Origin of the sequence: Mitsuaria sp. 7, from assembly GCF_001653795.1 — a bacterium.
Taxonomy (GTDB): Bacteria; Pseudomonadota; Gammaproteobacteria; order Burkholderiales; family Burkholderiaceae_C; genus Roseateles.
This window is the reverse complement of the sequence record NZ_CP011514.1, coordinates 2,459,444-2,471,482: the sequence shown is the minus strand read 5'-3', so window position 1 is coordinate 2,471,482 and position 12,039 is coordinate 2,459,444. Positions and strand designations below refer to the sequence as shown.

At 69.8% G+C, this 12,039-nt stretch carries 10 protein-coding genes and 2 riboswitches; of the genes, 6 read left to right on the top strand and 4 right to left on the bottom strand.

The window, feature by feature from the left end:
- Window position 1 precedes the first annotated feature (1 nt).
- Both gcvH and gcvT read right to left on the bottom strand, forming a co-directional pair.
- Entirely contained in the window at window positions 2-373 is a 372-nt protein-coding gene (gene gcvH / locus ABE85_RS10965) for a glycine cleavage system protein GcvH (protein WP_067273892.1), read from the bottom strand.
- 108 nt (window positions 374-481) lie between these two features.
- A complete protein-coding gene (gene gcvT / locus ABE85_RS10960) occupies window positions 482-1,627 on the bottom strand; it encodes a glycine cleavage system aminomethyltransferase GcvT (protein ID WP_067273888.1) in 1,146 nt (381 codons plus the stop codon).
- Between the two features lie 65 nt (window positions 1,628-1,692).
- Window positions 1,693-1,812: riboswitch (glycine riboswitch) on the bottom strand.
- Between the two features lie 10 nt (window positions 1,813-1,822).
- Window positions 1,823-1,926, bottom strand: a riboswitch (glycine riboswitch).
- Window positions 1,927-2,587: 661 nt separating this feature from the next.
- Between gcvT and ABE85_RS10950 the strand changes: the two genes are divergently transcribed.
- The 5 genes from ABE85_RS10950 to ABE85_RS10930 all read left to right on the top strand — a co-directional run bounded on the left by ABE85_RS10950 (window position 2,588) and on the right by ABE85_RS10930 (window position 10,239).
- Window positions 2,588-3,247 (top strand): response regulator transcription factor, encoded by a 660-nt coding sequence (locus ABE85_RS10950; protein WP_067273881.1) that lies wholly within the window; start codon window positions 2,588-2,590, stop codon window positions 3,245-3,247.
- On the top strand, window positions 3,244-4,722 hold the full coding sequence (locus ABE85_RS10945) for an ATP-binding protein (RefSeq protein WP_231993279.1): 1,479 nt from the start codon (window positions 3,244-3,246) through the stop codon (window positions 4,720-4,722). Before ABE85_RS10950 ends, ABE85_RS10945 begins: the two co-directional genes overlap by 4 nt.
- Window positions 4,723-4,977: 255 nt before the next feature.
- Window positions 4,978-6,582 (top strand): DegQ family serine endoprotease, encoded by a 1,605-nt coding sequence (locus tag ABE85_RS10940; RefSeq protein WP_197507297.1) that lies wholly within the window; start codon window positions 4,978-4,980, stop codon window positions 6,580-6,582.
- Between the two features lie 113 nt (window positions 6,583-6,695).
- Window positions 6,696-7,673, top strand: a complete 978-nt coding sequence (gene xerD, locus ABE85_RS10935; protein WP_082939017.1) for a site-specific tyrosine recombinase XerD — start codon at window positions 6,696-6,698, stop codon at window positions 7,671-7,673.
- A 118-nt stretch (window positions 7,674-7,791) separates the two neighbouring features.
- On the top strand, window positions 7,792-10,239 hold the full coding sequence (locus ABE85_RS10930; RefSeq protein ID WP_157522210.1) for a hypothetical protein: 2,448 nt from the start codon (window positions 7,792-7,794) through the stop codon (window positions 10,237-10,239).
- Here ABE85_RS10930 and ABE85_RS10925 read toward each other — a convergent pair.
- Window positions 10,196-10,720: an Lrp/AsnC family transcriptional regulator gene (locus tag ABE85_RS10925; RefSeq protein WP_231993278.1), complete on the bottom strand. Its 525-nt coding sequence runs from the start codon at window positions 10,718-10,720 to the stop codon at window positions 10,196-10,198. The two genes, ABE85_RS10930 and ABE85_RS10925, sit on opposite strands and share 44 nt — an antisense overlap.
- A gap of 126 nt (window positions 10,721-10,846) precedes the next feature.
- Here ABE85_RS10925 and ABE85_RS10920 point away from each other — a divergent pair, with 126 nt between their 5' ends.
- The gene (locus ABE85_RS10920) at window positions 10,847-11,449 is read left to right on the top strand and encodes a MarC family protein (protein ID WP_067273870.1); all 603 of its coding nucleotides are present in this window, start codon (window positions 10,847-10,849) and stop codon (window positions 11,447-11,449) included.
- Between the two features lie 10 nt (window positions 11,450-11,459).
- Here ABE85_RS10920 and ABE85_RS10915 read toward each other — a convergent pair whose 3' ends face one another.
- The gene (locus ABE85_RS10915) at window positions 11,460-12,035 is read right to left on the bottom strand and encodes a GNAT family N-acetyltransferase (RefSeq protein ID WP_067273866.1); all 576 of its coding nucleotides are present in this window, start codon (window positions 12,033-12,035) and stop codon (window positions 11,460-11,462) included.
- Window positions 12,036-12,039: the final 4 nt, after the last annotated feature.

The window sequence follows — 12,039 nt, the reverse complement described above, 5'->3', positions numbered from 1 at the left end:
ATTAGCTGTTCTTGACAAGCTCGTCGTAGGCCGTCGTATCCATCAGAGCGTCGAGCTCGGACGGATTCGACAGCTTCACCTTGAAGAACCAGCCGGTCTTCAGCGGGTCGGTGTTGGCCAGCGACGGGTCGGCGCGCAGCGCCTCGTTGACCTCGACGATCTCGCCGGAGACCGGCGCATAGACGTCGGCGGCGGCCTTGACCGACTCGACCACGCCGGCCACTTCCTTGGCGGCGAAGGACTTGCCGACGTCGGGCAGGTCCACGAACACGACGTCGCCCAGCGCGTCCTGCGCATGGACCGTGATGCCCACGGTGGCGATGCCGTCGGTGGTGTCGACCCACTCGTGGTCGGACGTGTACTTGATGCTCATGGAGAGGCTCCGTGCTACCTGATGGTTGCGGAAGGTTGAAAGGGCGAAACGTGAATCAGCGTGATTCAGCGCAATCCAGCGAGATCCGGTGCGACCCGGAATCGTGGATCAGCCGCGGAAGTATCCGTTGGGCGTGAACGGCGTGGAAGAGACCGTCATCGGGGTGCGCTTGCCGCGCACTTCGGCGAAGAGTTCGGTGCCCAGCGCGGCGTACGGCGTCTGCACATAGGCCAGCGCGACGGGCTTGCCGACGGTCGGGCCCAGCGTGCCGCTGGTGACGACGCCGATCTCCAGGCCGTCGGCGTTGACGAGCCTGGCGCCTTCGCGCACCGGCATGCGCTCGGAGCTCACCAGGCCCACGCGCTTGCGCGCGGCGCCTTCGGCGAACTGCTTGTCGATGACCGCAGCGCCCGGATAGCCGCCGGCGCGGGCGCCGCCGGCGCGACGCACCTTCTGGATGGCCCAGGTCAGCGAGGCTTCGATCGGGGTGGTCGTCGTGTCGATGTCGTGGCCGTACAGGCACAGGCCGGCTTCCAGGCGCAGCGAGTCGCGCGCGCCCAGGCCGATGGGCATCACTTCCGGCTGGGCCAGCAGCTTGCGGGCCAGCTCGACGGCGCGGTCGGCGGGGACCGAGATCTCGTAGCCGTCCTCGCCGGTGTAACCCGAGCGGGTCACGAAGGTGGGGATGCCGTCCAGCTCGAAGAAGCCGCCGGTCATGAACACGAGCTTGGCGACGTCGGCATTCAGGCGCGACAGCGCCGTCACCGCCTGCGGGCCCTGCAGCGCCAGCAGCGCCTGGTCCGGCAGCGGGCGCACTTCGCAGCGGCCCGACAGGTGCTTCTGCATGTGCGCGATGTCCTGGTCGCGGCAGCCGGCGTTGACCACGACGAACAGGCCGTCGGTGCGGCGCGCGACCATCAGGTCGTCGAGGATGCCGCCGTCGTCGGCGGTGAAGAGCGCGTAGCGCTGCTTGAACATCCCGAGGTCGACGATGTCGACGGGCACCAGCGTCTCCAGCGCGGCGGCGGCGTCATCGCCCACCAGCAACACCTGACCCATGTGCGACACGTCGAACAGGCCGGCGTGGGCCCGCGCATGCTTGTGCTCGGCCATCACGCCCGCGGGGTACTGGACCGGCATGTCGTAGCCGGCGAAGGGGACCATCTTGGCGCCCAGTTCGACGTGCAGCGCGTGCAGGGGAGTTTTGTGCAGAGGGGCCGAAACCTGGGGATTCTGGGTCTGATCAGCGGACATGTCTGGCTCCGAGGGCATTCGTCATGACCACCCCGACTGTGAACCTGTCACGTCAAGGTGGGGGAGATGCCCTCGCTGTCCGCTTTACCTGAGAGATTGGCCGTCGGCGGTTGGCCGGCGGCTTGCCCCTTCGGTGGACGGGCTCGACCGCAAGGTCCGCCCCGTCTCTCTCCAGTGAGGACGCCCGATGTCTCGAGCGTTTTGCCAGTCCTTTTGCCTGAGCGTTCGCAGCGTGGGATCTCCAGTGCCACTGCGCCTTCGGCGGCTCCCGCGAGGGAACTCTCTCCTGACAGGCGCGCATTGTAGACATGGAATCGCGAGCCGGGATGTCATCGCGGCAGGGGCGTTGTCGGATGCTCCGACCCCGGCGGGCCTACACAGGGGTGGGGCCCGAGGGTCGGGCCGGAGAGATTTCCAGGATCATGAAAGTTGACGCAGCCTTGTCCGGTGCCGCTCCGCTCATCAGCGATACGCCCAAGGAGCCCACGAAACGGGAGTCCGCGAGCGAAGACCGGCCGCCGGAGCCTCCCGCCCCCTGGGCGGGGCTGCCACGGCCGAGGGCGCCCTTGCCCTCGAAGCGGCGCCGTGAGGCCTGGCAGCCTTCCCCGCAGGCGCTTGTCGAGGAGCGGGGCGAGCGCCGCCTCGGGGTCACCTTCGGGAAGTCTTTGCCGTTCCCTCCGCCCAAGCCGGCCCGCGCGAAGCCGTCGACGATCGACCGTCGGGCGTCGGCGGGCTTGTCCAGAGCCCTTGCCAGCGTCGAGGCAGAGGTCGAGGCCCCCTTGACCTTCGGCGAGCGGGTCCGGGGCACGATGGTCCGCATGACCGCGCGGGTGGGCGCCCTGCTGTCGCGGTGCATCGGACATCGGGGGCGTTGAGGCGGCGAACGGCGCTGCTCGGCCGGAGCGCTTGCCCGCCTGCTCGCCTGCTCGCAGCCTCGCCGCCGCGTGCACAATCGCGGCCATGCGACTCCTGCTGGTGGAAGACGACCTGATGATCGGCGAGCAGCTGCTCGAGCTGCTGCGCGCCGAGGGTTATGCCGTGGACTGGGTGCGTGACGGCGAGATCGCCGACACCGCGCTGCAGTCCCAGACCTACGACCTGGTGATCCTGGACCTGGGCCTGCCCAAGCGCGACGGCATGAGCGTGCTGCAGGCGCTGCGCGGCCGCAAGCAGGCGGTGCCGGTGCTGATCGCCACCGCGCGCGACGCGACCCCCCAGCGCGTCGCCGGGCTGGACGCCGGCGCGGACGACTACGTGCTCAAGCCCTTCGAGCTCGACGAGCTCCTGGCCCGCATCCGCGCGCTGCTGCGCCGCGCCGCGGGCCGCGCCGAGCCGGTCTACGAGCACATGGGCGTCAGCATCAATCCCGCCACGCGCGAGGTCACCGCCAACGGCCATCCGGTCACCCTGTCGCAGCGCGAATGGGCGGTGCTGGAGCCGTTGCTGGCGCGTCCGGGCATGGTGCTCTCGCGCCAGCAGCTCGAGGAAAAGCTCTACGGCTGGAAGGACGAGATCAGCAGCAACGCCGTCGAGGTCTACATCCACGGCCTGCGCAAGAAGCTGGGCGCGGAACTGATCCAGAACGTGCGCGGCGTGGGCTACCGCGTGCCCAAGGAATGATGGCGGGGAAGAAGACGGACGCCGGGTCCGCCGACGCCACCGGCGCCACAGGCTTGGCCGGCCCGGCCGGCGGCCGCCGCGGTCGTCTGACCCTGCTGCCGCGGTCGCTGCGCTATCGCCTGCTGCTGTTCCTGCTGGGGGCGGTGCTGATCGGCGCGCTGGCGCAGGGCATGAGCGCCTACCGCAACGCGCTGATGGAGACCGACGAGATCTTCGACTACCAGATGCAGCAGGTGGCGCTCTCGCTGCGCGCGGGCATGGGCACGGGCCTGCCGCTGCCGCTCGGCGAAGAACAGAGCATCGACCTGATCGTCCAGGTCTGGGGCCTGGACGGCACGCCGCTCTACCGCTCGGCCGGGCCCGACTGGCTGCCGCAGCGCGCGGTGCTGGGGTTCTCCAACGTCGCGCTGCGCGGCAAGCGCTACCGCGTCTTCGCGGTGCAGGGGCGCTTCCAGGTCGTGCAGGTGGCGCAGGACATCGCGGTGCGCCAGCGCATGGCCGGCCAGCTCGCGTGGCGCACCGTGCTGCCCACCGCGCTGATGCTGCCGATGCTCGCGCTGGTCGTGTGGTGGGTGGTGTCGCACTCGCTGGCGCCGCTGGAGCGCGTGCGGCAGCAGCTCTCGCGCCGCGCCGCGCAAGACCTGGCCCCGGTCGACGAGGAGGACGTCCCCGCCGAGGTCCAGCCGCTGGTCACCGAGCTCAACGCCTTGCTGGACCGCGTGCGCCAGGCCTTCGAGCAGCAGCAGCACTTCGTCGCCGATGCCGCGCACGAACTGCGCTCGCCGCTGGCCGCCTTGAAGCTTCAACTGCAATCCCTGCGCCGTGCGCCGGACGAGGGCGCGCGCGTCCAGGCGCTGGAGAAACTCGGCCTGGGCATCGACCGCGCCTCCCACCTGATCGAGCAGCTGCTGGCGCTGGCGCGCCAGGACAGCGCCAAGGTGCAGGCGCCCGCGCAGCCGATCGCGCTGGATGTGCTGTGCCGCGACGCCGTCATCGACGGCGCGACCCTGGCGCAGGGCCGGGGCATCGACCTCGGCATGGAGCGTTGCGACGCGGTGCTGGTCGACGGTCACCGCGAGGCGCTCACGATGCTGCTGCGCAACCTGCTCGACAACGGCATCAAGTACGGTCGCGGCCGCGTGGATCTGAGCCTGGAGCGCAGCGGGGGTCAGGCCTTGCTCGTGGTCGAGGACGACGGCCCGGGCATCCCTGACGCCGAACGGGGTCGGGTGTTCGACCGTTTCTACCGGTCCGAGTCGCAGGCGCAGCAGGCGCCGGGCAGCGGACTCGGGCTGGCGCTGGTGCGCAGCATCGCCGACGACCATGGCGCCACGCTGCGGCTGGGTCACAGCACGGCGCTGGGTGGTCTCAGAGTCGAACTGGCGATGCCGCTTTCCCGCGTGCCGCAGCCGACCCAGCCGATGCCGCCGCCACTGCAGCCGCCCGCGCCGCCACCGGCCTTGCCAGCCGCCTGAACCCGAGGTCAGCGACGTCCACTGGGGCCGGAATGAGGCTGGGGGTTCGCGGACGCGATGCCCCCTGCCTCGTGGAGTGCCCGCGCTTGGCCGATCGGGGTCCAGCGACCTCACACTTCGCTTTACCGGTGCTTCACCGCCTGTCTCCCCGGCATTAAGAGCGACCTAAGCCAAGCTGCTCAAACTTCGGTCATCGAGTCGGCGCCAAGGCTTCCTGCCCAGGTCGTCGACTCCCAGCGAAATCTGGAGGTTCAGATGGCCCAAGTGGAGAAGATGATTCCGGTGAAGAAACTTGTGTGGGCGCTGGCTGCGGCTGGCGTGTTGGGCGTGACCGGCGGTGCGCTCGCGATGCGCAACGCGAAGTTGACGCCTGCCTCGCAGACCTCGGCGCAGGCGTCGACCGACGGCGCCTCGACGTCGAACAACGACACCCAGGTCGCGGCGACCACGACGCCGCTGGCGAACGCCGCCGCGCCGGCCGGCAATTTCACGCCGCCGCCGGCGGGCATGCCCGACTTCGCGCAGATCGCCGCGGCGCAAGGCCCGGCGGTCGTCAACATCAGCGTGACGGGCTCGGTCAAGACGCGTGCCGCGCGTGCGCCGCAGATCGATCCCGACGATCCCTTCTATGAGTTCTTCCGCCGCTTCGGCGTGCCGGGCATGCCCGGCGGGCCCGGCCAGGGCGGGCAGGGCGGTGAAGGCGGCAGCCGCGAGATCCGCGGCCAGGGTTCCGGCTTCATCGTCAGCGCCGACGGCGTGATCCTCACCAACGCCCACGTCGTGCAGGACGCGCAGGAGGTGGTGGTCAAGCTGACCGACCGCCGCGAGTACCGCGCCAAGGTCCTGGGCAGCGACAAGTCGACCGACGTCGCCGTGCTGAAGATCGAAGCCAAGAACCTGCCGACCGTCCGCCTGGGCGCGACCAGGGACCTGCGCGTGGGCGAATGGGTGCTGGCCATCGGCTCGCCCTTCGGTTTCGAGAACAGCGTCAGCGCCGGCGTGATCAGCGCCAAGGGCCGCTCGCTGGGCCCGGACGAGAGCCGGGTCCCGTTCCTGCAGACGGACGTCGCGATCAACCCCGGCAATTCCGGCGGTCCGCTGTTCAACGCGCGGGGCGAAGTGGTCGGCATCAACTCGCAGATCTACAGCGCGTCGGGCGGCTACCAGGGCCTGTCGTTCGCCATTCCCGTCGAGGTGGCCAGCAAGGTCCGCCAGCAGATCGAGAAGGGCGGCAAGGTGCAGCACGCCAAGCTCGGCGTGATGGTGCAGGAGGTCAACCAGGGCTTCGCCGATTCCTTCAAGCTGGACCGTCCGGAAGGCGCGCTCGTCGCCAACGTGGAGGACGACGGTCCGGCCGCCAAGGCAGGACTGCGCTCGGGCGACGTCATCCTCGGCTTCAAGGGCCAGCGCATCGTGGCCAGCGGCGACCTGCCGGCGCTGGTGGACCAGTCGCTGCCCGGCGACAAGGTCGACATCGACGTCTGGCGCAGCGGCAAGCGCGAGACGATCACCGCCACGCTGGGCGATGCGAACGAGAAGGGCGCGAAGCTCGCCAAGGGCGGCGCGGCGGGCGACGCGGACGCGGATCACGCCAAGCTGGGTCTGGCCCTGCGGCCGCTGCAGCCCGAGGAGCGCCGCCAGCTCGGCACCCGCGACGGCCTGCTGATCCAGGAGGTCGGCGACGGCAGCGCCGCGGCGCGTGCGGGCGTGCGCCCCGGCGACGTGCTGCTGGCCGTCAACGGCACGCCGGTGCAGTCCATCGATCAGGTCCGCAGCGCCGTGAAGGGCGCGGAGAAATCCGTCGCGCTGCTGGTGCAGCGTGGCGGCGACAAGATCTTCGTGCCGGTGCGCATCGGCTGACGCACCGCCTTCCCCTCTTTCCCGGTCCCCAACCAACCGCTGCCTGTGGCGGTTGCTCCGTAGGGCCCGCGCGTGGTGGCGCGGGCCCTTTTTTTTCGCGCATCATGCACGGCATGTCGTCGTCCTCCGCGTCCTCCGCGTCCTCAACCCCGTCTTCTTCCAGCGCCGAACCGGTTGCCCCTTCCGCCGCGCGCGAGCGCAGCGCACGCGCCATCGATGCCTTCATCGAATCGCTCTGGATCGAGGAAGGCCTCTCGCGCAACACGCAGCTGGCGTACCGGCGCGACCTGCAGCTGCTCGCCGACTGGCTGGCCGCGCAGCCCGGGCCGGACCGGACGCTCGACCAGATCGAGGAACTGGACCTGATGGGCTACGCCGCCGCGCGTCATGACGGCGGGAAGGCGAGTTCGGCGAACCGGCGGCTGTCCGTCTTCAAGCGCTATTTCCGCTGGGCGCTGCGCGAGCGCCGCATCGAGCGAGATCCCACGCTCAAGCTGATCACCGCCAAGCAGCCGATGCGCGTGCCCAGGACGCTATCGCAGCAGCAGGTGGAGGCGCTGCTCGACGCGCCCGACGTGGGCACCGCGCAGGGCCTGCGCGACCGCGCGATGCTGGAGCTGATGTACGCGAGCGGACTGCGCGTGACCGAGCTGGTGACGCTCAAGAGCGTGCACGTGGGCCTGCGCGAAGCCGTGCTGCGCGTGACCGGCAAGGGCGACAAGGAGCGGATGGTGCCGTTCGGCGAGGAGGCGCACGTCTGGCTGATGCGCTACCTCAAGGAGGGACGCACGCAGCTGCTCAGCGCGCGCAACACCGACGACCTCTTCCTCAGCCGTTTCGGGCAGGCGATGACGCGGGAGAGCTTCTGGCGCATCGTCAAGAAGTACGCGCTCATCGCGGGGATCACGAGTCCGATCTCGCCGCACACGCTGCGGCATGCATTTGCTACCCACCTGCTCAACCATGGCGCGGATCTGCGCGCGGTCCAGCTCTTGCTGGGCCACGCGGACCTGTCGACGACGCAGATCTACACGCACGTGGCGCGGGAGCGCCTCAAGCAGCTGCACGCGGCGCATCACCCGCGGGGGTGAGCGGGCGAGGGTGAGCGGGCGGCGGCGGTCCGCTGGAGGAACCGGAGCTGGGCGAGGGAGCACCAATCCCACATTCCAGCACCTGGCCGCAGTCCCGCATCGGGAATGCCGACTCGACATGTACTACCACGCCCCTCCGTCGTCGTTCGCCCTGAGTTCGAACCTCCTTCAAGGCGGTCTGGCCGCATCCGGTGCCCACCTCTTCCACCACCACGTTTGGCCGCCCTTGAGTCCGGGAATTTTCAGGCCCAGCCTGCTGACGCTGGTGGCGGCGACGGCCGACAACCTCCTCGCCGACTTCATTTTCCCCTTCTTCAATGCCGCGAGGACGCCGGCCTTCGGGGGCTTTCCGTCGGTGCTGCAGGGCGCGTTGCCCTTGTCGGAACGGGTGATGGAAGCGCAGGGCGCCATCGCGTTCGCCAATCTCTTGGACCAGGAGCGCATCACCGACCTGATCGTGGCCGAGGGCGACGTGCCGAGCCCGCTGCTGGCCGGGCTCCGCGCGCCGGGTGATTCGATGAGCTGGGAGATGCCGGGGCCCGGCGGCCAGCCGATGAAGGCGCACTTCCGCCGCCTCGACGAGCCGACCGACGACGGCAGCTGGATGCTCCAGGTCGAGCTGACGCAGGGCGGGATAACGACCTCCCAACGGGTGCGGACGCATGACGTCAAAGTCGATCCGCACCATCCTCAGCAGTTCCGGGAAGGCGTGTCGCGCGGGTACACGGGATGGCAGCGCGCGTCCGCCGACGGACAGGATGCCCGCATGGCGGTCTTCTGCAACGACGGATCCCGCGATTCCGGCACGGTGATCGCGGCGATGCGGCAGATGCACCATCAGGAGACCCATGAAGCCGGCTCGCATCCCGGTGCGACCGTGCCGCCCCAGGAAATGCGGCGGGACGACAACGCGTTCCTGCGCGAGTGCAGGGACCAGTGTGGGCCATCGTTCGCCGAGGGCGGGGAGATGTTCCTGACCCCGGTCGCGAGACGGCCGACAGAAGGCTCGCGCGACAGGCCGGATCACAGGGCGGCAGCGATGTCTTCGCCGCCGGCAAGGCTGTTCGGCCCCGAGTTCGCCGGAGCACAGCGCCGGCGGCAGCCGGTCGACGACGGCATCGGAGACAGCGATGGCGACTTCGACAGCATGAGTGGCAGCGTGAGTGACAGCGTCTTCGAGAGCGATGCATCTGGCGACTCCAGCAGCGATGCGGAAAGCGTCAGCGACTCGTCGTCGCAGAGTGGCAGCTATTGGCTCGATGACGACCTGTCGGCTGCCGATCGCCTGGAGCACCGACTCCGCGACTTCGACGAGGACGCGCCGCCTGCGTCCTCGCGTTCAGTCCATCCTCGGCCACCTGCGGATGAGCGCCCGCCGGCTCTGTCAGCGCGTGCCGACGCGACGCGGACGGGTTCCGTCGCAGCGGCGGGTCCGGAGCAGCCCAGGTCGCCGCCAGCGCGACCTGCCGCGCCGCGCCAGCGATTGGCATCGCCTCGCTCCGAGGGGACGGCTGCCCAGCGCACGCCGGTTTCCAATCACCTCGTCAAGCAGCTCCAGGCCGAACGGGCGGCTCTTCAGGAGCGCCAGCTGAACAGGCTGCCGAACGCGCCAAGAACCGCGTTGCCGGACCTGGACGGTCAAGCGAAGACTCCGCGAGACAAGGTCGACGCGGCGGCCCTGGAACGACGGCTGGCGCAGGCACGCCAGGCTGCGGTACCGGAGCGGCGCCAGACCGCGCCGACGCAGGATGCCGGGTCGGCGGCGGACGAGATCGACGAGTCCTGGACACTCCTGTCCTCGCTGGCCGATGAAGCGCTTCCCGAGGTCGATCGACTCGACAGGGCGTCCGTCCCGAAGCAGCCGGCGGCGTCCACCGCGTCGGGCGCGCGTCTGCCCCGCTCCGCCAGCGCGCCTCAGTTCCAGCTCGAGACACGGGCGGTCCCGACCGAGGCCATCACCCGGACTTCCAGCGAGCCCGATCTGCGCCTCGCGAGCTTGCCGGTGCTCGATCGCCAGCTCGCTCCGGCTGCCCGGCATCTGGTGGGTGGACTGCTGGGCGAGCCGGTCCGTGCGACCGGGCTGGGCGCGCTGCTGCAACGCGCGACGGGTCGCCCCGCGCGGGCTTCGCTCCAGACCCGCCTGGAAAACGATCTTCAATCGCTCATCGCGAAGCTTCGCGGGGAGCATGCCGCGCGCGTGGAGCGGAAGCAGTCAGAGGGGCTGGCCGAACAGGAGTTCGTCGTCAGCCATCTGGCCCGCCACATGGTGGACGCGATGGCCGCGCGATCGGATGCGGAGCGCCTCAGGATGTTCAAGGCGATCGACGCGGGATCGGACGACTGGCTGGATGCGCTGGACCGCCGGGATGAACTGCTGGAGCGGCTCGAGGGCGCCGTCGTGATGCCGGCGGCGACGTTTGCGCAGACCCGTGACGGCTACCGTGCGCTCGACTACGGCCTCGAAGCGATGCAGCGGGCCCACGGTCTGTTGTGGGCCGCCGCTCCCGACGGCATCGGTGCCGTCAGCGGCGGACGCCGTCGACCGGCAGACCCGCCGGCGGCTTGATCTCCTCCAGGCAGATCATCGAGCGCACGTCGGCCACGCCGTCCAGCTGCATCAGCTTGTCGGTGAGGAACTTGGACAGCGCCTGCAGGTCGCGCGCGACCACCTTCAGCAGGTAGTCCGAGTCCCCCGACACGGTGTGGCATTCGAGGATCTCGGGGAAGTCGCGGATCAGCGACTCGATCTCGCGCACGCGGACGAAGGCCTGGGCCGTGATGTTCAGGCTGACGTAGGCGGTGACGCTCAAGCCCAGCGCGAGCGGGGCCACGTCGGCGCGGTAGCCGCGCAGCACGCCGCGTTCCTCCAGCGCGCGCACGCGGCGGAAGCACTGCGGCGCCGACAGGTGCACCTGGGTCGCGAGGTCGACGTTGGACATCCGGCCGTCGCGCTGCAGCGCCTCCAGGATCCGCAGGTCGATCGCGTCCAGCGCGACCGGTCCCGTGGGTCGCGCGGGGGGCGTCTTCTTGTCCATCCTGTCGTTCATCTTGTTCGTCATCGGAAGCGTGGCGAGGAATCCTTGCGATTCTAGGGAGTCGGATGAACGAAGTGTGCGTGGCGGCGCGCCAACGCCTGAGCGCCCGCAGCCCGCCATCGGCGAGAATCGCGCCCCATGGATCACAGTTTCCTCTCCGCGCTCATCCTGCTGCTGCTGGTGCTCGACCCGCTGGGCAGCCTGCCGATCTTCATCCCCATCATGCGGGCCGTGCCGCGCGAGCGTCGGCTGAAGGTCGCGCTGCGCGAGGTCGGCCTCGCGTTCGCGGTGCTGCTCGCGTTCATGTTCCTGGGCGAAGGCTTCCTGCGGCTGATGCACCTGTCCGAGCGCTCGCTCGAGGTGGCCGGCGGCGTGATCCTGATCATCATCGCGATCCGCATGATCTTCAGCCACGCGGGCGACTCCGCCTATGGCGTGGAGACCGGCCGCGAGCCCTTCATCTTCCCCTTGGCGGTGCCGCTGCTGGCCGGCCCGTCGGCCATGGCGACGGTGCTCCTGCTGGCCTCGCGCCAGCCGGACCGCGTCGCCGAGTGGGTCGGTGCGCTGTTCACGGCGATGGTGATCTCGTTCCTCGCGCTGATCCTGGCGGACCGCATCCGCAAGCTGCTCGGCGACTCGGTCGTCTCGGCGATCGAGAAGCTGATGGGCCTGGTGCTGACCGCCATCGCGGTCGAGATGATCCTGTCCGGCCTGAAGCGTTATTTCATCGGCGGTCTTTAAGCGGCGGGCCTCAGTCGGCTGGACCGCCCAGCGCGGCGATTTCCGCGGCCGCCTTGGCCGCCGCCGGCGAGCGGCGCCACTCATCCACGGTCATGCCGTACACCGCGATGTCCGCGTCGTGCCAGCGCTGCGTCTCGCGGTAGCTCATGCCGAGCTTCTTCATGATGTGGGCCGAGCCTTCGTTCTCCGGTTCGCAGACCGCGACGATCTCGGGCGCCTTCAACGCGTCGAACGCGAACGCCGCCATCCGGCGCGCCGCCTCCGAGCCGTAGCCCAGGCTCCAGCGGTCGCGGCGCAGCCGCCAGCCGATTTCATGCGGGTTCGTCGTCTCGCCGCGCAGGTGCTGGATGCAGCCGGCGCCGACGATCTCGCCCGTCTCGATCTCGAAGAAGGTCCACCAGCTGAAGCCCCAGTCGCCCCAGCGCTTCTTCACCCGGTCGATCATGGCCTGCGTGTCCGCCAGCGTGTCGGGCTTGCCGGTGATGTAGCGCATCACCTCGGGGTCGCGGTTCATCTCGAACAGCCCCTCCAGGTGGGCATCGGTCATCGGCTCGAGGCGGAGCCGGGCGGTGGTCAGGATCGTCATCGTC

What these genes read in the sequence shown, in the direction of transcription:
- ABE85_RS10930 (WP_157522210.1), top strand. Translation starts at nt 7,792, where the DNA reads ATGTACTACCACGCCCCTCCGTCGTCGTTCGCCCTGAGTTCGAACCTC.
- ABE85_RS10940 (WP_197507297.1), top strand. Translation starts at nt 4,978, where the DNA reads ATGGCCCAAGTGGAGAAGATGATTCCGGTGAAGAAACTTGTGTGGGCG.
- ABE85_RS10920 (WP_067273870.1), top strand. Translation starts at nt 10,847, where the DNA reads ATGGATCACAGTTTCCTCTCCGCGCTCATCCTGCTGCTGCTGGTGCTC.
- ABE85_RS10925 (WP_231993278.1), bottom strand. Translation starts at nt 10,720, where the DNA reads ATGAACGACAGGATGGACAAGAAGACGCCCCCCGCGCGACCCACGGGA.
- ABE85_RS10950 (WP_067273881.1), top strand. Translation starts at nt 2,588, where the DNA reads ATGCGACTCCTGCTGGTGGAAGACGACCTGATGATCGGCGAGCAGCTG.
- gcvT (WP_067273888.1), bottom strand. Translation starts at nt 1,627, where the DNA reads ATGTCCGCTGATCAGACCCAGAATCCCCAGGTTTCGGCCCCTCTGCAC.
- ABE85_RS10945 (WP_231993279.1), top strand. Translation starts at nt 3,244, where the DNA reads ATGATGGCGGGGAAGAAGACGGACGCCGGGTCCGCCGACGCCACCGGC.
- xerD (WP_082939017.1), top strand. Translation starts at nt 6,696, where the DNA reads ATGTCGTCGTCCTCCGCGTCCTCCGCGTCCTCAACCCCGTCTTCTTCC.
- gcvH (WP_067273892.1), bottom strand. Translation starts at nt 373, where the DNA reads ATGAGCATCAAGTACACGTCCGACCACGAGTGGGTCGACACCACCGAC.
- ABE85_RS10915 (WP_067273866.1), bottom strand. Translation starts at nt 12,035, where the DNA reads ATGACGATCCTGACCACCGCCCGGCTCCGCCTCGAGCCGATGACCGAT.